The sequence below is a fragment of the Pseudomonas sp. OE 28.3 genome (assembly GCF_014268205.2).
GTDB classification, from domain to species: Bacteria; Pseudomonadota; Gammaproteobacteria; order Pseudomonadales; family Pseudomonadaceae; genus Aquipseudomonas; species Aquipseudomonas edaphica.
Genome location: NZ_CP077082.1, coordinates 5,315,959 through 5,337,465 on the forward strand (window position 1 = coordinate 5,315,959; position 21,507 = coordinate 5,337,465).

The window sequence follows — 21,507 nt, forward strand, 5'->3', positions numbered from 1 at the left end:
TTTAGGTGAATCTGGCGCTTTCAAGCAGGCCGAGAAGTCACAAAGCGCGCCGAGAGTAGCAGCTTTGCCAAGGGCCGCCTAGAGCCAAAAGAAGGCCCCACAGTCATAAACATGACTCAAGAATATCTAATGGTCATTTTTAGAGCAAAGATTCTATAAGCCAGTAAATCGCTCTGGAATGGGCTTTACGGAGCGATAAATAGCAATGTGGGAGCTGGCTTGCCTGCGATAGCGGTGAATCAGTCGATAAATCGGGTGACTGATATATCGCTATCGCAGGCAAGCCAGCTCCCACATTTTTTATTGCATTTCACATCAGGCGATGTCGCGCAGCTCCCTGCGCAAAATCTTGCCCACCGGCGTCATCGGCAACGACTCACGCAACACAATGTGCTTGGGCACCTTGTACCCGGTGAAGTTGGTCTTGCAGTACGCCTTCAACTCATCAACGCTCACACCTTGGGCGCGCGCCACCACAAACAGCTTCACCGCCTCGCCGGTGCGTTCGTCCGGTACGCCGATCACCGCGCAGTTGGCCACTGCTGGATGCGCCATCACCACGTCTTCGATCTCGTTGGGGTACACATTGAAGCCCGAGACGATGATCAGGTCTTTCTTGCGATCGACGATGCTGACAAAACCATCGGTGTCGATCACCGCAATATCACCGGTTTTGAGCCAACCTTCGGCGTCCAGGGTCTCGGCGGTGGCCACGGGTTGCTGCCAGTAACCCTTCATCACCTGCGGGCCTTTGATGCACAGCTCGCCGCGCTCGCCCAGGGGCAGCTCGCGGCCTTCATCATCAATCACTTTCATCGCCGTGCCCGGCACCGGAATGCCCACGGTGCCCAGCCGCGACTGGCTGCCGTAGGGGTTGGTACTGGCCACCGGCGAGGTTTCGGTGAGGCCGTAACCTTCGCCGATGGAGCAACCGGTGAGAGCCTTCCAGCGCTCGGCGGTGGCCTTGACCAGCGCAGTGCCACCCGAATTGGTGATCTTGAGATGGGAGAAATCCAGGGTCTTGAAGTCGGGGTGATCCATGAGCGCCACGAACAGCGTGTTCAACCCGAGCAAGCAGGAGAACCGCCACTTTTTCAGCTCCTTGATAAACCCGCCGATGTCACGCGGGTTGGTGATCAGCACGTTGTGGTTGCCGGTCACCATCATGCACATGCAGTTCGCGGTAAAAGCATAGATGTGGTACAGCGGCAGCGGCGCAATCATCACCTCCTGCCCTTCTTTCACCAGCGGCTGGCCGTCATCGGTGACCTGGGACATGCACGCCCGCGCCTGCTGCATATTCGCCACCAGGTTGCCGTGGGTGAGCATCGCGCCCTTGGCCAGGCCGGTGGTGCCGCCGGTGTATTGCAGCACGGCGATATCATCCAGCGTCACCGGGTGGCGAACCACCGCCTGGCCCGCGCCCATGCGCAAGGCGCGCTTGAACGACACCGCACGTGGCAGGCTGTAGGCCGGGACCATTTTCTTGACCTTGTCGACCACGGTGTTGACCAGCCAGCCTTTGGCGGCGGGCATGAAGTCGCCCATCCTGGCTTCGATCAGGTAGTCGATCTCGGTGTCGGTGCACACGTCCTGCACCCGCGAACCGAACAGGTTGAGATAGACCAGCGCGCGCACGCCAGCATCCTTGAACTGGTGGCGCATCTCACGCGGGGTGTACAGCGGGTTGGTGTTGACCACGATCAACCCGGCGCGCAGCGCGCCGAACACCGCAATCGGGTAATGCAGCACGTTGGGCATCTGCACCGCGATGCGCTCGCCAGGCTTGAGGTCGGTGTGGTTTTGCAGGTAGCCGGCGAACGCGGCACTCTGGCGCTCAAGCTCGGCGTAGGTCAGGGTGATGCCCATGTTGCTGAACGCCGGACGGTCGGCAAAGGCCTTGCAGGAGCGTTCAAAGACTTCGATCACCGATTTGTAGGTAGTGAGGTCGATATCATTGGGAACGCCCGCCGCGCGTTTGTCATTCCAGAAATCAGGTTGCATTATTCTTGTCCTCGTACCTGAGTGTGTCCGGCCGCTTTCTCATTGGTATAAAAAGCGGAGCTTTGGGGACGTTAGCAGCTATGGCCAAACAGGCAAATACGCGCAACTGTGTCATTTATTGTATGAATCTTGCCCCTAACGTGTAGGCAGATACACCAGCCCCGGCCAGATGAGCTATACACTGCAACGACCCTGAGCAAAGGAAGCGCTATGAATCACAGCACCTTCTGGCTGACCGCGAATGACCGCAGCCGCCTGTACGTCAATCAATGGCTGCCGGACGGGCCCGCCAAGGCCATGATCATGCTGTCCCACGGCATGGCCGAACACAGCGGGCGCTATGCACGCCTGGCCGAAGCGCTGTGCGCAGCCGGCTACGGCCTGTACGCGCCGGACCAGCGTGGCCATGGCCGCACCGCCGATGAAGGCACGCTGGGCCTGTACGCCGAAAAGGATGGCTGGAATAAAGTGGTGGGCGACCTCGCCAGCCTCAACCAGCACATCGGCCAGCAGCAACCGGGCCTGCCGATCATCTTGCTGGGCCACAGCATGGGCAGCTATATCGCCCAGGCGTACCTGTTGCACCATAGCGCGAGCCTGAATGGGGCGATTCTCAGCGGTTCGAATTACCAGCCGGTGGCGCTGTACCGCGCCGCCGGCGTCATTGCCCGACTGGAGCGCGCACGCCAAGGCCTGCGCGGGCGCAGTGCATTGATCGACTTTTTGTCGTTCGGCTCATTCAACAAGGCATTCAAGCCCAACCGCACCGCGTTTGACTGGCTAAGCCGCGACCCGCTGGAGGTGGACAAGTACATCAATGACCCGCTGTGCGGCTTTCGCTGCACCAACCAGTTGTGGATCGACTTGCTCGGCGGCTTGCAGCAAATCAGCAAAGCGTCCAACCTCGCACAGATCGATCCGGGCCTGCCAATTATGATAATGGGCGGCGAATGTGATCCGGTAAGTGAAGGCAAACGTCTCAAAAGCCTGGCCCATGCCCTGCGTGAGGCTGGTTGCCAGAACCTGCAATTGAATATCTACCCGCAGGCGCGTCATGAAGTGTTCAACGAAACCAACCGCGATGACGTGACAGCGGATGTTCTGAAGTGGCTCGACCAGGCCTTGACGTTACGCAGGCCGGCGCGCTGCGAATAACTTTTTCCTTTAAAATCAATCTATTAAATTACCGATTAGCCACAGGATGCACCTTTAGATGACCCAGGTTACCAACACCCCATACGAAGCCCTCGAAGTCGGCCAGACCGCCAGCTACAGCAAGACCGTCGAAGAGCGCGATATCCAGCTGTTCGCGGCGATGTCCGGCGACCACAACCCGGTGCACCTGGACGCCGAGTACGCCAAGGCGACCATGTTCAAGGAGCGTATCGCCCACGGCATGTTCAGCGGCGCACTGATCAGTGCGGCGGTAGCCTGCGAGCTGCCTGGGCCGGGCACTATCTACATCGGCCAGCAGATGAGCTTCCAGAAGCCGGTGAAAATCGGCGACACCTTGACCGTGCGCCTGGAGATCCTGGAGAAGTTGCCCAAGTTTCGTGTGCGCATCGCCACGCGCGTCTTCAACCAGCGCGATGAGCTGGTGGTGGACGGTGAGGCTGAAATTCTTGCGCCGCGCAAGCAACAGGTTGTTACGTTGACTGAGCTGCCGCCGATCAGCATTGGCTGATAGAAATCTCAAAATCAATACAAAGCAAATGTGGGAGCTGGCTAGCCTGCGATACACACCTCGGTGTATCAGTTACACCGGGGTGATGCTATCGCAGGCAAGCCAGCTCCCACATTCAGTTACAGCATAAGCAATTACAGCAATGTGCTTACGAGTTAGCGCGAGCCTGGTTACGCAGGGCTTTCACCTGGTCGTGGTTACGTTGTGCGCCGTGGAACTGACGCTCAACCAGGTCACGAATACCCAGCAGGTTGTGCTTGTTGATTTTCTCGATCGCTTCCTTGTAAGCCTTCAGGGCGTGGTCTTCACCGCGCTCGGCTTCGTTCAGTACTGCCTCTTCATCTTTACCGGTGACCAGCGACTTCACGTCGACCCAGCCACGGTGCAGAGCGCCGGCAACCGAACCGGATTCTTCCGGATCGCCACCCAGGGCACGCACGGCGGTTTGCAGCTCGGCTGCGGCAGTGGCGCAATCGGCAGAGCGTTTCTGGAACAGCGCCTTGAGCTCCGGATGCTTGATGTCCTCAGCACAAGTCGCGAAGCCTTTCTGGCCGTCTTTGCTGGTTTCGATCAGGTCGTTGAGTACGGAGATCGATTCTTTGTTGATGTCAGTCATTTTTCAATTCCTTGTGCAGGTTAGAAGGTTGTCTTAATGATTGCAGCGCCCGTGCCAGGTTTTGAAAAATTAATTTATTGATGTATATCAGTTACTTACGAAATATTGAACCATCTGTATGTACGTTATTTGCATGATCTGTCATTTGGCCTTCATGCAGAATGCCTGTATTTTCCAAGGACTCGACGCCAACCCTTGAAGCCCATGAACCCCGAAAAACTCGAATTGCTGATCACCCGCGAAATGCCCTTCGGCAAGTACAAGGGACGCATCATCGCCGACCTGCCCGGCCCCTACCTGAACTGGTTTGCCCGTGAGGGTTTTCCTCACGGCGAGCTGGGCGGTTTGCTCGCTTTGATGCAGGAAATCGACCACAACGGCCTGTCCGAACTGCTGAAGCCGCTGCGCGTAAAACACGGCAAACCTGCCCCACGCCATTAAGAGCCCACGCTATGCCAAGGAATGCAGACAACGAATGTCACTGGCACGCCATCGCCCAGCGCTATGAGCTGGAGCCTGGCCCGATCAATCTGGAAAACGGCTACTTCGGGCGCATGAGCCGTGCTGTGCAGGCGCAGTATCTGGAGCATGTGGCCTTTATTAACCGCAGCAACTCGCTGTATGTGCGTCAGCGCTTCGAGCAAGGTGAAAATGTCGAGATCCGTCAGCAACTGGCCGGGCTGATCGATGCCGACCCGGAGGCGATCGCTTTCACCCGCAACGCCACCGAGGCTTTGCAATCGCTGATCCGCAACTACAACAGCCTGCAACCAGGCGATCAGGTGCTGATCAGTGATCTGGAGTACGACACGGTCAAAGGCGCCATGCGCTGGTTGGCCGGTGTTCGCGGCGTGGAAGTCGTCGAACTTGCCCACGCCCACCCAGCCAGTTTCGACAGCCTGGTGCAGACCTATCGCAATGCGTTCGTGCAGTACCCGCGCCTCAAGCTGATGGCGCTGACCCATGTCACCCACCGCACCGGCCTGGTGATGCCGGTCGCAGCCATCGCTAAAGCGGCCCGTGAGCATGGCGTGGACGTGATTCTTGATGGCGCCCATGCGTTGGGCCAGATTGACTTCAACCTCGCCGAAATGGGCATTCAGTTCGCCGGGTTCAACCTGCATAAATGGATCGGCGCGCCGCTGACCCTGGGTTTTCTGTACATCGCCCCGGAGCGCCTGGCCGATATCGACCCGGACATGGGTGAGTTTCACTACCCCGCCAGCGACGTGCGTGCGCGCACCTCATACAGCACGCCGAATTTTCCGGCGTTGATGACCTTGCCGTTGGTGCTGGAGGAACATCGCAACCTCGGCGGCTCGGCGGCCAAGGGTGCGCGCGTCAATTACCTGCGTGATCGCTGGGTCAGCCAGGTGCGCGGGTTGCCGGGGATTGAGGTGCTGACACCGGATGATCCGCGGCTGTATTGCGCGATTACGGCGTTCAAGTTTACTGGGCGGGATCAGACGGCGATGGCGGATCGGTTGCTCAAGGAGTACGACCTGTTTACCACCACGCGCACAGGTGCGGCGTTTGGAACCTGTATTCGGGTGACGCCTGGGCTGGTGACGTCGGCGGCAGACATCGATGTGTTGGTCAACGCAATAACTGAGTTAAGCACGGACTAAAACTGTGGGAGCTGGCTTGCCTGCGATGGCGGTGTATCAGTAGAAACATCCTAACCTGACCCACCGCTATCGCAGGCAAGCCAGCTCCCACAGTTGATCGGAGTTGAATGTGAGTTTTTTGCAGGCAAAAAAAAGCGGTACACCGACCAAGTGCACCGCAAAAATGCCGTTAAGCACAGCAACAACGATTCGGTAAATCAGATCAGTCCAGCAGTGCCAGCGCCTGTGCGGTGACTTCCTGGATACGGGCCCAGTCGCCGTTCTTGACCCATTCAGGGTCCAGCATCCAGCTACCGCCCACGCACATCACGTTTTTCAACGCCATGTAGTTTTTGATGTTGGCCGGGCCAACGCCGCCGGTTGGGCAGAATTTGACTTCGCCGAACGGGCCGCCCAGGGCCTTGATTGCAGCCACGCCGCCGCTGACTTCGGCCGGGAACAGCTTGAAGCGGCGATAACCCAGGCCATAGCCTTCCATGATGCCGGAAGCATTGCTGATGCCAGGCAACAGCGGAATCGGGCTGTGCACCGAGGCTTCCAGCAGGTCACGGGTAATGCCGGGAGTGACGATGAACTGCGAACCGGCAACCTCGGCCGCTTCGAGCATGTGGCGGTCGAGTACGGTGCCGGCACCGGTGCACAGTTCAGGGCGTTGCTCGCGCAGTACCTGAATGGCCTTGAGGCCGAACTCGGAGCGCAGGGTCACTTCCAATGCGGTCAAACCGCCGGCTGCCAGGGCATCGGCCAGCGGCAGGATGTCCTGTTCGCGGGCGATGGTGATCACCGGCAGGATCCGCGCCTTGGCGCAGAGGCTGTCGATCAGGGCAACTTTGTCCGCCATGGACACGGTCGGTTGAGGGCTTTTCATAGCGGCTGATCCTTGGCTCATGGGCACCAGTAAATCTCTAAAGTAGGTTGCAAAAACGCGCGAATCGGCATGGCAGCAACGTCGTCACTGGCCAGCGCGGCGCTCAAGGTGGTCAATTTCGAACTGCCGGAAATCGACAGCACGGTGTAATGGGCCGTGGCCAGCAGCGCGCGACTCATGGTCAGGCGCTGGTGCGGCACAGTCGGCGCCAGCATCGGCCAGCAACGGCGCGTGCCGTCAGGCTTGAGCGCCTCGCCCAGGTTGGGGCTGTTGGGGAACAGCGATGCGGTGTGGCCGTCATCGCCCATGCCGAGTACCAGCACATCGATCGCGGGTAGCTCTGCCAACTGGCGATCGGCCAGTTCGGCGGCGTCTTCCAGGTTCGCGGCAACGTTGTACAGGCTGAGGAACTTGGCCTTGGCCGCCGGGCCCTGGAGCAAATACTTTTTCAACAGGCCGGCATTGCTGTCGGCATGTTCCACCGGCACCCAGCGCTCGTCGGCCAGGGTGATGGTGACCTTGGACCAGTCCAGGCCTTGTTTGGCCAGGTTCTGAAAAAACGCCACGGGGCTTCGGCCACCGGACACGACCAGGGTCGCTTCGCCACGGGCACTGATGGCCGCGCGCAGTTGCTCGGCCACGTCAGTGGCCAGGCCATCGGCCAGCAACACCGGCGTGCGGTACTCATGGGCTGTCACGCCCTGAGGCAGTTTCAATTCAGATATCGCCATACCACGACCTCCCATCCCGCGTGATCAGTGCAATTGAGCTCATCGGCCCCCAGGACCCCGCCGCATACGGCTTGGGTGCATCACCGGATTTTTTCCACCCGGCGATCAACTGGTCACACCACTTCCACGCGGCTTCGATTTCATCTTTGCGAACAAACAGGTTCTGATTGCCGCGCATTACTTCCAGCAACAGCCGCTCGTAGGCATCGGGAATCCGTGCGCTGCGATAGGTGTCGGAAAAATTCAGTTGCAGCGGGCCGCTGCGCAGTTGCATGCCCTTGTCCAGGCCTTGCTCTTTGGTCATCACGCGCAAGGAAATACCTTCGTCCGGCTGCAGGCGGATGATCAGTTTGTTGCTGATCTGCAGGCGCTGCTCGGGGGCGAAGATATAGTGGGACGGTTCCTTGAAGTGAATGACGATCTGCGACAGCTTTTGCGGCATGCGTTTGCCAGTACGCAGGTAGAACGGCACGCCAGCCCAACGCCAGTTGCGGATATCGGCACGCAGGGCGACGAACGTCTCGGTGTCGCTCTGGGTGTTGGAGTTCTCTTCTTCCAGGTAGCCCGGCACCGGCTTGCCGGCGCTGTAGCCGGCGATGTACTGGCCGCGCACCACTTGGGTGGTCAGGCCTTCCGGGCTGATCGGCGCCAGGGCCTTGAGCACCTTGACCTTCTCGTCACGGATGCTGTCGGCGGACAGGTCGGCCGGTGGGTCCATGGCGATCAGGCACAGCAGCTGCAGCAAGTGATTCTGGATCATGTCACGCAGTTGGCCGGCCTTGTCGAAGTAACCCCAACGGCCTTCGATACCGACCTGCTCGGCCACGGTGATTTCCACGTGGGAAATGTAGTGCTGGTTCCACTGGGTTTCGAACAGGCTGTTGGCGAAACGCAGCGCAATCAGGTTCTGTACGGTTTCTTTGCCCAGGTAGTGGTCGATGCGGTAGGTGCGGTTTTCCGGGAAAAACTGCGCCACGGCGTCGTTGACCTTGCGCGAGGATTCCAGGTCCGAACCGATGGGTTTTTCCAGCACCACGCGGGTGTTGTCCGCCAGGCCGACCTTGGCGAGGTTCTCGCAGATCGCGCCATACACCGCCGCCGGGGTGGCGAAATAGGCGATCAGGCGTTGGTCGCTGCCGACTTTTTCGGCCAGAGCGACGTAGTCATCGGCTTTCATGAAGTCGACGTGCACGTAGGCCAGACGCGCCAGGAAGCGCGCGGCCACAGCTTCGTCGAGTTCCTTGCCGACGTAGTTACGCAGTTCTTTTTCGATATGGGCCAGGTGCTCCTGCTCGGAACCGGCTTCACGGGCCAGGCCCAGGATGCGCGTATCGTCGTGCAGCAGCCCGGCGCCATCGAGTTGGTAGAGGGCAGGAAATAACTTGCGCAGCGCCAGATCACCCAAGGCGCCAAACAGGGCAAAGGTGCAGGGTTCTACGGTTATCGAAGGCATGATGTTTGTTCTTTTATCAAGTTAAGCTACAAATACCTTTTTTCAAGGCATCACTCAAGGAAAAATGTAGTAATAACCACAACATTTTCCCGAAATACGCATTCCGAGTGGTGGTGTTCAGCTACCCTCAGTAGGATAGGCCACCGCAAAGGGCCACTCGTCGATGGGTTACCGCCCTTTATTTGCATCGTCGCCCGAAGGAAAGACTGAATGGACCGCGTGCGAAATCTTCTGGAACAGATCCGGAACCGCCTCGAAGAATTGAACAAGGCCGAGAAAAAAGTCGCCGAGGTCATCCTGCAAAACCCACAGCAGGCAACCCGCTTCTCGATCGCCGCCCTCGCCCAAGCCGCTTCGGTCAGTGAACCGACGGTCAACCGTTTCTGCCGTTCGTTCGGCGTCAGCGGTTACCCTGAACTTAAATTGCAGCTGGCGCAAAGTCTGGCCAGTGGTGCGGCCTATGTCAGCCGCGCCGTGGAGGCCGATGATAACCCTGAGGCCTACACCCAGAAGATCTTTGGCAGCGCCATTGCCTCTCTGGACAGCGCCTGCCAGGCCCTCGACCCGGCGCTGATCAGCAAGGCCGTGGATTTGTTGATCCAGGCGCGGCAGATCCACTTCTTTGGCCTGGGCGCTTCGGCACCGGTGGCCATGGATGCGCTGCACAAGTTCTTCCGTTTCAACCTGGCCGTGACCGCCCATGCCGACGTGCTGATGCAACGCATGATCGCGTCTGTGGCGCATACGGGCGAGCTGTTTGTGATCATTTCCTACACCGGGCGCACCCGGGAGCTGGTGGAAGTGGCGCGTATCGCCCGGGAAAACGGCGCGTCGGTGCTGGGCGTAACTGCCGAGAATTCGCCGTTGGCCAAGGCCAGTACCGTGAGCCTGAACATCCCGCTGCCGGAAGACACCGACATCTACATGCCGATGACGTCGCGGATCATTCAGCTAACGGTGCTGGACGTGCTGGCAACCGGCATGACCTTGCGCCGTGGGGTGGATTTCCAGCCGCATCTGCGCAAGATCAAAGAGAGCTTGAATGACAGCCGGTATCCGGTGGGGGATGAGTTTAACTAGCAGCAATCTCCACCAGCAGTACCGACCCTATCGCAGGCAAGCCAGCTCCCACAGTGAACCGAGCTGCCCATTTGGAATGCATTCCCCTGTGGGAGCTGGCTTGCCTGCGATAGCGCCATAAGCTCCACCACTAAACCCCGGCCCGCGCCTGCAAACTCAGGTGCGCCCGCTCCCCCGGCGCCAGACTGGCTGCCGCCATCGCCGACTCCACACACACAAACCCCGACGCCTCGTTAAAGCTCACGCCCAACAACGGCCGGCTGCCTGGATGCCACACCACGGTGTCAGCGCTGTCGCCGGTGTCGATGCACAGCTCACGTTGCCAGGCGTGGTCCTTGAGCTGCAGTTCACCCTCATGCTGGAACACCCGCTGGCATCCACCATCCACCCTTAGCTCGCCTTCCTGCTGGCAAACCTGGCGACTGAGCTGGTCATAACCTTGAGCACCGTCAAGCCCAGACAGCGCTATCTCGTCGACGTGACCAATACGCCAATAAGCGTGCAACGCATGGCTCAGCTGGCACGGCAATTCGTCCTGGTGCTCGGTGCTCAAGCGCAACTCAAGGGTTTCGCCCAGGTGCGCGTGCAGGTCGACCTGCCAGTCGCACAGCTGCAATTGCCAGTGCAGGCGCACGCCGTCGTCGTCGGTGCTGCTGTCGAGCAGTTTCCAGTCGATCAGCCGCGCCCAGCCATGGGACGGCCAGGCGTTTTCGCTCGGATGGCGCCCATACCAGGGCCAGCACACCGGCACGCCACCACGGATGGCGCCGACTTGTGGCCACTTGGCTGCGCACCACAGCCAGGGTTTCTGGCCTGTGGGCTGAAAGTGCAGCAATTGCGCACCCTGGCGGCTGAACACCGCCTGGCACAGCGGATGGTCGATCACCAATACATCGCGCATCTGAAAGCGCTCCCAGGCGAACACCGGTTGTTCACGCAGGGATTTGAAAAAGCGTTGCAGCGGATGCTCATGCATGTGCCACGGTCCTGGAGTTCATGGTTGCTCAAGCTTGGTTACCCTGTGGGAGCTGGCTTGCCTGCGATGGCATCGCCTCGGCCATCCAGGCAGACCGCGTCGTTTGCATCGCAGGCAAGCCAGCTCCCACATGGGTAGTGCAGCGCGCCCCAAAAAAAGCGGGTAGCCATGGCTACCCGCAAAATGCGCACAGAGAGAAGGAGCTTATCGCAACAGCGTTAGAACGTAGACTGAATTTTCAGGCCCGCTACCAACGCGTTGTCGACTTTATCGACGCCACCTGGGTGGGTAACGTATTGCAGGTTAGGACGCACGGTCAGCCAGTTGGTGACGTGGAAGCCGTAGTTGATTTCAGTGTTGTACTCGGTGTCACGCAGCGGCGCGTAGCCCACCTGATCGTAGTCGGTGAAACCACCGGCTGCGTTCAGCAACTCTGCGTTTTTCCTCACGTCCTGGTTGACATGGATGCGGGAGAAACCGATACCGACGTCATCTTTTGGACGCGCATCGAACGGGCCTTTGTAGACCAGCATCAACGACTGATAGTTGTCGACGAGGTTGGTGTCCTTGTCGTGGAAGGTGGCGTTGGCCGCGATGTTCAGGCCGCGCGACGCGTCGCCGTTATGGGTGGTAAGTTGCTGCTGCACAACGCCCCAATAGCCGCTTTTGCTGCTACGGGTACGGTAAGCCAAGCCTGAGGTGGCGGCATCGTTGCCGTTAACGTCTTCACGTACGTCGCTGGCATCCGCGGCGCTCTTGTAGTAACCCACGCGGTATTCGCCCGGCAGGCCATTGACCTTCGGCGACCAGACCAACTCCACCGGAATCACGGTGCCCTTGGTGCCGCTGCCGCTGAGCTTGAAGCCATTGCCGTGCTCAAGCTGCGACGGGTTCTGGTTGTACGCACCGATCTGCGCATACAGCTCAGGCGTGATGTTGTACTTCACGCGGATAGCGGCCTGGGCGACCGGCCAGTTGTACCAGGTGTTTACATAGTTACCCACCTGCGAGCCACAGAACGACAGGTTCTGGAAGTCGCATGGGAAGGTGTTGAAGTCTTCGCCTTCACCGAAGTAACCGAGTTTCACGTCCAGCTTGTTATCGAACATCTGGTGCTGAATCCAGAACTGGGTCAGACGCACCATGTGGCCACGACCATAGACTTCCATCGACGAACTCAGCGTGCCGGCACGCGGGTCACCGATACGGTCGTTGGAGATGTTTTGGCCATTACGGTTGGTCAACTGGATCTTGGCCTGGGTGTTGTCCCAGCCCCACAGCTTTTGCAGATCGAGCGCTACGCCCAACCCGAACTGGTCGGAGTAACGGCCGGTCTTGTCGTCGTTATAGCCGCCGTGCAGGTTGGCGCCCATTTCCCCTACGTAGTCAGCCTTGATGTCGATACCTTGCTCGATCAGCTTGGTACGCTCGCCACCCCAATCGCCGGTCATCCACTTGGAATCGGCGCTGAATGCATCGGCCGCCATCGCATTGGCGGACAATACCAGGGCTGCTGCTGCTGACAGTTGGCAGATCAGCCGAGTGTTGTTGTGTTGCTTTTTCATCCCTACATCCTCGTCTTTATTGTTATTTAACTGTTTTTATCTAACGCGGGTTACTTTTTTTTAACCAAAACAACAAGTTATCTGCTTCAGCGGCCTTTGAATTGGGCCACGTTGTCGGCATGCCCGTGTGCAGGCAATGAGGCAGCAGTGCCCAAGCGTTCGCCGGTTTTGGCGTCGAACAGCAATACCTTGGCCGGGTCGAATTGCAGGGTCAGGGTCTCACCGACCTGCGGTGCAACGTCCGGCGCGAGGCGGCAGCAGACTTTGGTGTCGTTGAGTTGCACAAACACCAACGTGTCCGGACCGGTCGGCTCAGTGACCTGGACTTCGGCACGAATGCTCGACGACCCATTCGCTTCACCCGTGGCCAGAACAATTTGCTCCGGGCGCAGACCCAGGATCACATCGCGATCTTCAAGCCCAGCATCACTCATACCCAGCGGCAGCTCGCAACGGGCCTGGCCGCTGTCGAGCAGTGCCACCAGGCGACCGTCCTTGCGTTGCAGGCGCAAAGGTATGAAGTTCATTGGAGGTGAACCGATAAAGCTTGCCACAAACAGGTTGGCCGGGTCGTTATAGATTTCTTTCGGCGTGCCAAATTGTTGAATGATGCCGTCCTTCATCACCGCCACTTTATCGCCCAGGGTCATTGCTTCGATCTGGTCGTGGGTGACGTATACGGTGGTGGTTTTCAGGCGCTGGTGCATCAGTTTCATTTCGGTGCGCATCTCGACACGCAGCTTGGCGTCGAGGTTGGACAGCGGTTCGTCGAACAGGTAGATCTTCGGCCGACGTGCCAGGGCGCGGCCCATGGCCACACGCTGTTGCTGGCCACCGGACAACTGACCTGGCTTGCGGTTAAGCAGGTGCTCGATCTGCAGCAGCTTGGCCACGCGCGCCACTTCGGCGTCAATATCCGCCTGGGGCATCTTGCGGATCTTGAGACCGAACTCGATGTTCTCGCGCACGCTCATGGTCGGGTACAGCGCGTAGGATTGAAACACCATGGCGATGTCACGGTCCTTGGGGCTCATGCCGCTCACGTCCTGGTCGCCGATCATGATCGCGCCGCCGGTGATGGTCTCAAGGCCGGCGATGCAGTTCATCAGCGTGGATTTACCGCACCCCGAAGGGCCGACCAGAATCAGGAACTCACCCTCTTTGATCGACAGTTCGATGTTCTTCAAGGTGTCGGGCAGGCCGGCGCCATAGGTCTTGTTTACATTGCGAAGTTCGAGCGTAGCCATGATTACCCCTTGACCGCGCCGGCCGTGAGGCCGCGCACGAAATACTTGCCTGCGATCACATAGACCAGCAGGGTCGGCAGCCCGGCGATCATCGCCGCCGCCATATCCACGTTATATTCCTTGGCCCCGGTGCTGGTGTTGACCAGGTTGTTCAGCGCCACCGTAATGGGCTGCGAGTCGCCGCTGGAGAACACCACGCCAAACAGGAAGTCGTTCCAGATCTGGGTGAACTGCCAGATCAGGCAGACCATGATGATCGGCGTCGACATCGGCAGAATGATCAGCCGGAAGATGGTGAAGAAACCTGCACCGTCCAGTCGCGCCGCCTTGATCAGAGCATCCGGAATGCTCACGTAGTAATTACGGAAGAACAGCGTAGTAAACGCCAACCCGTAGACCACGTGCACAAACACCAGGCCCGTGGTGGTACTGGCCAGGCCCATCTTGCCGAGGGTGAACGAGGCCGGCAGCAGCACGGTCTGGAACGGCAGGAAGCAGCCGAACAGCAGCAAGCCGAAGAACAGCTGCGAACCTTTGAAGCGCCAGAACGACAGCACATAGCCGTTCAACGCGCCGATGGCGGTGGAGATCAGTACCGCCGGAACGGTGATCTTGATCGAGTTCCAGAAGTAACCGTCAACGGTGGCCCAGGCCTTGACCCAGCCGATGCCGGTCACGACGGTCGGCCAGCTCAGCAGGTTGCCGGTACTGATGTCTTCGGGGGTTTTGAAGCTGGTCAGCAGCATCACCACCAGCGGCACCAGGTACAGCAGCACGGCGAGGATCAGCACCGCGTAGATCGCGATGCGACTCAGGCTGATGGCAGGTTTGGAGGCGAGACTAGTCATTGCGCTTGGTCCTCAGCTCGGAATACAGGTAAGGCACGATGATCGCGAGGATCGCGCCGAGCATCAGGATTGCACTGGCCGAGCCCATGCCCATCTGGCCACGGCTGAAGGTGAACGAGTACATGAACATCGCAGGCAGGTCGGACGAGTAGCCCGGGCCGCCGGCGGTCATGGCCGCTACCAGGTCGAAGCTCTTGATCGCGATGTGCGCGAGGATCATCACCGCACTGAAGAACACCGGGCGCAGGCTTGGCAGCACCACGCTCCAGTAGATGCGCGGCAGGCTGGCGCCATCGATTTGCGCGGCGCGCACGATCGACTGATCAACGCCACGCAGGCCGGCCAGGAACATCGCCATGATGAAGCCCGAGGCTTGCCACACGGCGGCAATCACCAGGCAGTACACCACGCGGTCGGGGTCGATCAGCCAGTCGAGACGGAAGCCTTCCCAGCCCCAGTCACGCAGAAGTTTGTCCAGGCCCATGCCCGGGTTGAGCAGCCATTTCCAGGCCGTACCGGTCACGATCATCGAGAGCGCCATCGGGTACAGGTAAATGGTGCGGATAAAGCCTTCGCGGCGGATTTTCTGGTCGAGGAAAATCGCCAGTGTCACGCCGATCACCAAGGTGATGCCGATAAACATCCCGCCGAACAGCGCCAGGTTCTTGCTCGCCACCCACCAACGGTCGTTGTCGAACAACCGCGCGTATTGTGCAAGACCAGCCCATTTGTAGCTGGGCAGGAACGTGGACGTGGTGAACGACAGCACGAATGTCCACAGGATGTAGCCGTAGAAGCCCACCAGCACGATGAACATGCTCGGCGCCAGCACCAGCTTAGGGAGCCAGCGCTGCAGCGCATCGAACGGCGAGGCCTTGCTGAACACAGCAACAGAACTCATGGGAAAATCCAGTACAGGGAAAAAGGACTACAGGAGCAAGCCTTGTGAGGGGTCAGGGGGTTTCCCCTCACAAGGACCAGCCGTGCTAACCGTTACTTGGCAGACTTGATCGCAGCGCCGAGTTTCTTGGCGGTGTCGGCCGGGTCGGCTTTCGGGTCGTTGATGTAGTTGGTCACGACATCAAAGAACGCACCTTGTACCGCCAGGGTAGTGGCCATGTTGTGGGCCATACTTGGCTGCAGGCCACCGGTCTTGGCGTCGGCAAGGAAGTCCTTGGCAGCGGTCTGGGCGCAGGAGTCGAAACCGAGCTTGTCCATTTCATTGAGCATGTCGGTACGAACCGGGATCGAGCCTTTGTTGATGCTGAAGACTTTCTGGAAGTTTTCACCCAGTACCACTTTGGCGATGTCCTTCTGACCTTCCTGAGTGCCCTTGTCTTTAACTTTGAACACCGCCAGGGAGTCGATGTTGTAGGTAAAGGCTTTGTCGGTACCTGGGAAAGCTACGCACTCGTAGTCTTTGCCGGCGACTTTCTTGGCGGCAGTCCACTCGGACTTGGCCCAGTCACCCATGATCTGCATGCCGGCCTTGCCGTTGATGACTTTGCCGGCTTCCAGGTTCCAGTCCTGGCCTTTGCCGTCGACGTCCATATAGGTCGCGACCTTTTTAAGCTCAGTCAGGGCCTTGACCATTTGCGGGCCGGTCAGCGCGTCGTTATCCAGGTCAACCAGGGCTTTCTTGTAGCCGTCGGCACCCATCACCGACAGTACGACCGCTTCAAATACGGTGCTGTCCTGCCAAGGCTGGCCACCGTGGGCGAGCGGGATGAAGCCTGCGGCCTTGAGCTTGTCGCCGGCTGCGTAGAATTCTTCGAGGGTGGTCGGGTTCTTGGTGATACCGGCTTTCTTGAAGACTTCCGGGTTGATCCACAGCCAGTTTACGCGGTGAATATTGACCGGCACGGCAACATAGTTACCTTCGTACTTCACGGTATCGGAGACTTTCTTGTCGAGCAGCGAGTCCCACTTTTCTTCTTTGGCGACGTCTTTAAGCACGTCGGTGTCGAGCAAGCCAGTGGACGCCCATTCCTGAATGTCCGGGCCTTTGATCTGGGCAACGCCTGGCGGGTTGCCAGCGACTGCGCGGCTTTTCAGCACAGTCATTGCAGTGGCGCCACCGCCACCGGCTACGGCGCCGTCTTTCCAGACGAAGCCATCTTTCTCAACTTGAGCCTTCAGTACGTCTACTGCTGCTTTTTCACCGCCTGAGGTCCACCAATGCACAACTTCAACCGTCCCTTTCGAGTCGGCGGCAAATGCACTGAGGGGAAACAACGAGGCAATGGAAATAGCAACGGCGAGGCGATTAATCGCGTTCATCTGAATACCTTTTCTTGTTGTTATGCATGCAAGTCTAGAGCTTGCGCTGCACGGAGTTTAAACATGGATTTTTAGCGCGCAGGTAACAAAGGGACGCACAAATGTCACCACTTGGTGACATAACATCCTTGGCCCAATGCGCTGGTCATACTCGGTGACAAGGGTAGTGCAGGCAGTACGACCGCTTGCCAGGCATGGTACAGGTCCGGCTTGCCACCCCAGATCTTGCTGCTGGGCTGGTTGTGCGGGCTGAGTTCGTGGTGCCAGCTGCCGTTGATACGGTCGATAAAGTGGCTTTCGCAGAACTCCCAAAAGCGCCGATACCAGGTTTCGTAATGCAGCTCGCCGGTGCGTTTGAGCAAAGCCTGGGCCGCCGCGCTGGCTTCGGCGTGGGTCCAGTGCAGGCGCTCGCGCACCACTGGCTGGTGCTTCCAGTCCAGGGTGTAGACGATGCCGGGAGCGCCGTCCACGGCCCAGGCGTATTCGCAGGCGCTGGCGAACAGGCCGCGGGCGTCGCTCACCAGCCAGTCCGGCGTGGCCAGCCCGGCTTGCAGGCGTGCGGCTTCCAGGTGCAGCACCAAACGTGCCCATTCGAAACCGTGGCCGGGGGTGATGCCATACGGGCGGAAGCCATCGGCAGGGTTGTCTTCGTTGTAGCCGAGCAAGGGTTGCCAGTGCGTGTCGAAATGCTCGATCACCATGAACTGGTTGCCGGCAGCGTGAGTGTGGATAACTCGCTCGACAATGCGCAGCGCGCGGTCCAGCCAGCGTGTTTCACCGGTGACATCGGCCAGTGCCAGGAAGGCTTCGGTGGCGTGCATGTTGCTGTTGGCGCCGCGATAGGCTTCGACGCCGCTCCAGTCCTGGGTGAAGGACTCGAGCATCACGCCCTCCTCCTCGCTCCAGAAGAACTGGTCGATGATATGCACAGCGTCGTTGAGCAGGTTCTGCGCACCGGGTGCGCCGGCCACTACGGCAGAGCTGGCAGCCAGGGCAACGAACGCGTGCAGGTAAGCGGCTTTGCCACGGTTGCCATCCAAGGCGTTGGGCGCGGCGAACCAGCCGCCGTGTTCGCTATCGCGCAAGGGGCCACTGAGGGCGGCAACGCCATGGGCAACCAGGTCGGCATAACCCGGCACCCCCATGGCATGGGCCATGGCAAAGCTGTGGGTCATGCGCGCCGTGTTCATGGTTTCGGCGTGGGCGTCGGCCGGCAGTTGGCCGTTGCCGTCAAGGTTGCCGAAGCCGTCTGGCAGACGTGAGGCTTTGGCGAACGCCAGCAGGCGTTGGCCTTCGCTGGCGAGCCAGGCGTGATGGGCAGGTGCGTTCAGCCAACTGCTGGCAGGCAGTGGTTGCATGGTCATGGGTAGCCCTTTTTATTTTTTATGGGATGACCGGAGTCTAAACAAGGGCGAGACGAGGGCAAGTAACGAAGGGGATGGGAAATGTCACCACCTGGTGACATTTGATCGTTCCCACGCAGAGCCCGTCGATCGTTCCCACGCTCCGCGTGGGAATGCAGCCCGTGGCGCTCTGCGCCACCCCTGCACAACCCGGCAGCGGGACGCGGAGCGTCCATGGCGGCATTCCCACGCAGAGCGTGGGAACGATCATTGGGTTATTGGCCCAGTGGGGTGACCCGCGCTGGCGCGTTGAGCTGTTGGTTAAGGTTCTGCACCTGGCTCTGCAACGTGGTGATGTTGCGCGTGGTCTGGATGCGGAACACGTCAAACTCTTTATTGGTTGGCGCATCAGTATTGGCGGGCTGGTTCTCCTGCGCGCTTTTGAGCACCACCAGGTCCTGTTCCAGGCGGGCGATGGCCGCGCTTGGGTTGCCTTGCTTTTTAAGGGCTGCCACGTCAGCGGACAGATCCTTGACCTCACCCTGCGCCGCCTTAAGTGTGGCCACGGCATCGGTCAGCGCCTGCACCTGGCCTTGCAGCTTCGCATTCGCGCTCGACAGTTCAGTGGTGCTGGCACTCATCTGTGCCAGGCGCTGGTCGAGTTCAGTTGCCTGCCCGGCCACGCCGACTTGCTGCTTGCCTTGCTCCAGCAATTGGGTTTCCAACTGCTTGATCTGCAACTTGAGGGCTTCGCTGCCGTTGTTGACGTTGGCCTCGCTGGCCACCACCTTGCCGGAAATGTCTTGCAGGCGCCCCGCCGCTTCTTCACTGATGCGTGCAAAGCTTTCCTGGGTGGCGACCAACTGCTGGCCCATCAGGGAAATCTGCTGGAAGCTCCACCAGGCAAGGCCGGCGAAGGCGATCAGCAGCGCGCCGACCAAGGCCCACAGGGGGCCGGTGCTGGCGCTCTTGACCTTGACCACCTTGGTTGTGCGCGAGCGCACGGAGGTGGCGGGAGTCGGCTCGAAATCATCATCGTCCCCGATGTCAGCCCGCAGGCTGGGAACGTTGTCGAAATCGTCTTTGGCATCGTTACGCATGAATCAACCCTGAATCGGTGAGATGGCGACCGGAAAAGCCGAGCGAGCGGAGTATAAACCCCGTTGGCGCCGCATTGATCGACCCGGAAGCCTGAATTCGGTTCCCGATGTGTTGCTGGTTGTGAGCTTATTTCAGCCCCGGCTCCTGAGCTTTCCACCAACTGCAGAACTCATCGAGCGCCGTCCACAGGCTGACCTTGGGCTCGTAGTCGAGATAATGCCTGGCACGGCTGATGTCCAGGGTGAAATCTTTGTTCATGACCTGCATGCCCAGGCGCGACAACGACGGCTCCGGGCGGCCCGGCCACATTGCGCAGAATGCCTCGTTCAACGCCGCCACGCTGTAGGACAAACCGTACGACCGATACCGGGTGACCTGGGGCATGTCCATCTGGCGCATTACATAATTGACCACATCCCACACTGGCACCGGCGCGCCATTACTGATGTTGTAGGCCTTGCCCAACGCCGAGCCGGTGGCGAGCAAGCTGCTGAGCAGTGCCTCATTGAGGTTGTGCACACTGGTGAAGTCGACCTTGTTCAAACCATCACCGACGATAGCCAGGCGGTTCTTGCGCTGCATTTTAAGCAGGCGCGGGAAGATGCTCATGTCGCCGGCCCCGGTGACAAAACGCGGGCGCAGCGCAAGTACTTCGAGGCCGAATTCCTGGGCGCCAAACACCTTCTGCTCCGCCAGGTATTTGGTGGCGGCGTAGGGATGCTTGAAGCGCTTTGGCACTTGCTCCTCGGTCAGCCCCAGGTGGTCGCGGCCATCAAAGTAGATCGACGGCGACGACAAGTGCACCAGGCGCCCGACACGCTCCTTGAGGCAGGCCTCGACGACGTTTTCGGTGACCAGCACATTGCCCTGGTGGAAGTCCTGGTACTTGCCCCACAACCCGACGGCGCCGGCGCAATGCACCACGGCTTCGACATCGCGGCACAGCTCGCGCACCAGGTCGGCATCATTGAGATCACCCTGGATAAACTCGGCGCCGCGCCTTACCAGGTGCTCCACACCTTCGGCGCGCCGCCCGTTGACCCGCACGTCCAGGCCCTGCTCCAGGGCGAAACGCGCAAAACGCCCGCCGATGAAGCCGCTTGCGCCGGTGACCAGAATTTTCATTTGTTACCCCATGCTCTTTCGTTTTTCATCGCTGTTGCCTTGACGCACGCCATCAGTCCAACGGCACCAACCATTGGCCACAGGCCTGGGCCAAGTGATCGGTCAGCAGCCCCAACAATTGCCCACCACTGCGCCAATGATGCCAGTACAACGGCACGTCGATGGGCTTATCTGGCAACAACTCGACTAAAGCGCCGCTTTGCAACTGGTCGCGCACCTGTAATTCCGGCACCAGGCCCCAACCCAGTCCGGCTTCGGTCAGGCGAATAAAACCTTCGGAGGACGGGCACAAATGGTGCTCGAAACCGCCGTCCACGCCCAGCGATGCCAGGTAGCGGTGCTGCAGGAAATCGTCCGGGCCGAACACCAGCGCCGGCGTGCGTGCCAACTGATCGGCACGCACGCCCTCGGGAAAATGCCGCGTTATAAATGCAGGGCTGGCCAACGCACGGTAGCGCATGGCACCGAGCAACAGACTGCGCGCCCCGGCCACCGGGCGTTCGCTGGCGCAGATACAGGCCGCCACTTCACCGGCGCGCATGCGCTTGAGGCCCACGGTCTGGTCTTCCACCACCAGGTCCAGCAACAAATGCTGCTCGGCGCAAAAGTCGCTGACGGCCTCGGCCCACCAGGTGGCGAGGCTGTCGGCGTTCAAGGCGATGCGCAGGCGCTCGGGCATGCCCTCCTCGTCCAGCGCTGGCACCTGGCTTTGCAGGTCGCGCTCGAGCAAGCGCACCTGTTGCACATGGTTGAGCAAACGTCGCCCGATGTCGGTGGGTGTAGGTGGCGTGGCCCGCACCAGCACCGGTTGGCCAATACGCGCCTCCAGTAACTTGATGCGCTGGGAAATCGCTGACTGAGAAAGCCCCAGTACCTGCGCGCCACGCTCGAAGCCGGCCTGCTCCACCACCGCCGCCAGGGCGGAAAGCAATTTATAGTCGAACATCAGTTTCTCTAA

Annotated in this window: 20 protein-coding genes; 5 read left to right on the forward strand and 15 right to left on the reverse strand. The window is 59.7% G+C overall.

The window, feature by feature from the left end; all coding sequences use genetic code 11:
* Positions 1–315: 315 nt before the first annotated feature.
* Complete coding sequence (gene fadD2 / locus HU759_RS23840) at positions 316–2,004, reverse strand: long-chain-fatty-acid--CoA ligase FadD2 (protein ID WP_017139194.1); 1,689 nt, start codon at positions 2,002–2,004, stop codon at positions 316–318.
* Between the two features lie 210 nt (positions 2,005–2,214).
* Here fadD2 and HU759_RS23845 point away from each other — a divergent pair, with 210 nt between their 5' ends.
* Both HU759_RS23845 and HU759_RS23850 read left to right on the forward strand, forming a co-directional pair.
* On the forward strand, positions 2,215–3,159 hold the full coding sequence (locus HU759_RS23845) for an alpha/beta hydrolase (protein ID WP_099550453.1): 945 nt from the start codon (positions 2,215–2,217) through the stop codon (positions 3,157–3,159).
* Positions 3,160–3,217: 58 nt separating this feature from the next.
* A complete protein-coding gene (locus HU759_RS23850; RefSeq protein ID WP_003175719.1) occupies positions 3,218–3,688 on the forward strand; it encodes a MaoC family dehydratase in 471 nt (156 codons plus the stop codon).
* 148 nt (positions 3,689–3,836) lie between these two features.
* On the opposite strand, the gene HU759_RS23855 is transcribed toward HU759_RS23850, so the two are convergent.
* Positions 3,837–4,304, reverse strand: coding sequence for a PA2169 family four-helix-bundle protein (locus HU759_RS23855; RefSeq protein ID WP_017139192.1), 468 nt, complete (start codon positions 4,302–4,304; stop codon positions 3,837–3,839).
* Positions 4,305–4,508: 204 nt separating this feature from the next.
* Between HU759_RS23855 and HU759_RS23860 the strand changes: the two genes are divergently transcribed.
* Both HU759_RS23860 and HU759_RS23865 read left to right on the forward strand, forming a co-directional pair.
* Complete coding sequence (locus HU759_RS23860; protein WP_186618145.1) at positions 4,509–4,745, forward strand: DUF3820 family protein; 237 nt, start codon at positions 4,509–4,511, stop codon at positions 4,743–4,745.
* 11 nt (positions 4,746–4,756) lie between these two features.
* Positions 4,757–5,932: an aminotransferase class V-fold PLP-dependent enzyme gene (locus HU759_RS23865; RefSeq protein WP_177033302.1), complete on the forward strand. Its 1,176-nt coding sequence runs from the start codon at positions 4,757–4,759 to the stop codon at positions 5,930–5,932.
* A 202-nt stretch (positions 5,933–6,134) separates the two neighbouring features.
* Here the strand turns inward: HU759_RS23865 and HU759_RS23870 are convergent, their stop codons facing one another.
* Genes HU759_RS23870 through zwf form a run of 3 tightly spaced genes read right to left on the reverse strand, consistent with a single transcriptional unit; the run spans position 6,135 to position 8,984 of the window.
* A complete protein-coding gene (locus HU759_RS23870; RefSeq protein ID WP_026013852.1) occupies positions 6,135–6,800 on the reverse strand; it encodes a bifunctional 4-hydroxy-2-oxoglutarate aldolase/2-dehydro-3-deoxy-phosphogluconate aldolase in 666 nt (221 codons plus the stop codon).
* 17 nt (positions 6,801–6,817) lie between these two features.
* On the reverse strand, positions 6,818–7,531 hold the full coding sequence (pgl, locus tag HU759_RS23875; RefSeq protein ID WP_026013851.1) for a 6-phosphogluconolactonase: 714 nt from the start codon (positions 7,529–7,531) through the stop codon (positions 6,818–6,820).
* A complete protein-coding gene (zwf, locus tag HU759_RS23880) occupies positions 7,518–8,984 on the reverse strand; it encodes a glucose-6-phosphate dehydrogenase (RefSeq protein WP_099550450.1) in 1,467 nt (488 codons plus the stop codon). Before zwf ends, pgl begins: the two co-directional genes overlap by 14 nt.
* Before the next feature lie 219 nt (positions 8,985–9,203).
* Here zwf and HU759_RS23885 point away from each other — a divergent pair, with 219 nt between their 5' ends.
* Positions 9,204–10,064 carry a MurR/RpiR family transcriptional regulator gene (locus HU759_RS23885; protein ID WP_169985276.1) on the forward strand — a complete coding sequence of 287 codons (861 nt, stop codon included), beginning with the start codon at positions 9,204–9,206 and terminating at the stop codon, positions 10,062–10,064.
* 130 nt (positions 10,065–10,194) lie between these two features.
* Here the strand turns inward: HU759_RS23885 and HU759_RS23890 are convergent, their stop codons facing one another.
* From HU759_RS23890 to HU759_RS23935, 10 genes are all read right to left on the reverse strand, one after another.
* Positions 10,195–11,040, reverse strand: a complete 846-nt coding sequence (locus HU759_RS23890) for a D-hexose-6-phosphate mutarotase (protein ID WP_017139187.1) — start codon at positions 11,038–11,040, stop codon at positions 10,195–10,197.
* Between the two features lie 218 nt (positions 11,041–11,258).
* Positions 11,259–12,605 carry a carbohydrate porin gene (locus tag HU759_RS23895; RefSeq protein WP_017139186.1) on the reverse strand — a complete coding sequence of 449 codons (1,347 nt, stop codon included), beginning with the start codon at positions 12,603–12,605 and terminating at the stop codon, positions 11,259–11,261.
* Between the two features lie 86 nt (positions 12,606–12,691).
* Complete coding sequence (ugpC, locus tag HU759_RS23900; RefSeq protein WP_017139185.1) at positions 12,692–13,852, reverse strand: sn-glycerol-3-phosphate ABC transporter ATP-binding protein UgpC; 1,161 nt, start codon at positions 13,850–13,852, stop codon at positions 12,692–12,694.
* A gap of 2 nt (positions 13,853–13,854) precedes the next feature.
* Positions 13,855–14,700, reverse strand: a complete 846-nt coding sequence (locus tag HU759_RS23905; RefSeq protein ID WP_017139184.1) for a carbohydrate ABC transporter permease — start codon at positions 14,698–14,700, stop codon at positions 13,855–13,857.
* On the reverse strand, positions 14,693–15,601 hold the full coding sequence (locus tag HU759_RS23910) for a sugar ABC transporter permease (RefSeq protein WP_017139183.1): 909 nt from the start codon (positions 15,599–15,601) through the stop codon (positions 14,693–14,695). Before HU759_RS23910 ends, HU759_RS23905 begins: the two co-directional genes overlap by 8 nt.
* A gap of 92 nt (positions 15,602–15,693) precedes the next feature.
* Positions 15,694–16,980 (reverse strand): ABC transporter substrate-binding protein, encoded by a 1,287-nt coding sequence (locus tag HU759_RS23915; protein WP_017139182.1) that lies wholly within the window; start codon positions 16,978–16,980, stop codon positions 15,694–15,696.
* 104 nt (positions 16,981–17,084) lie between these two features.
* On the reverse strand, positions 17,085–18,344 hold the full coding sequence (locus HU759_RS23920) for an AGE family epimerase/isomerase (RefSeq protein WP_186618146.1): 1,260 nt from the start codon (positions 18,342–18,344) through the stop codon (positions 17,085–17,087).
* A gap of 254 nt (positions 18,345–18,598) precedes the next feature.
* A complete protein-coding gene (locus tag HU759_RS23925) occupies positions 18,599–19,423 on the reverse strand; it encodes an ATPase (RefSeq protein ID WP_186618148.1) in 825 nt (274 codons plus the stop codon).
* A gap of 127 nt (positions 19,424–19,550) precedes the next feature.
* Complete coding sequence (locus HU759_RS23930; protein WP_099550447.1) at positions 19,551–20,549, reverse strand: NAD(P)-dependent oxidoreductase; 999 nt, start codon at positions 20,547–20,549, stop codon at positions 19,551–19,553.
* Between the two features lie 52 nt (positions 20,550–20,601).
* Positions 20,602–21,495: a LysR family transcriptional regulator ArgP gene (locus tag HU759_RS23935; RefSeq protein ID WP_017139179.1), complete on the reverse strand. Its 894-nt coding sequence runs from the start codon at positions 21,493–21,495 to the stop codon at positions 20,602–20,604.
* Positions 21,496–21,507 lie beyond the last annotated feature (12 nt).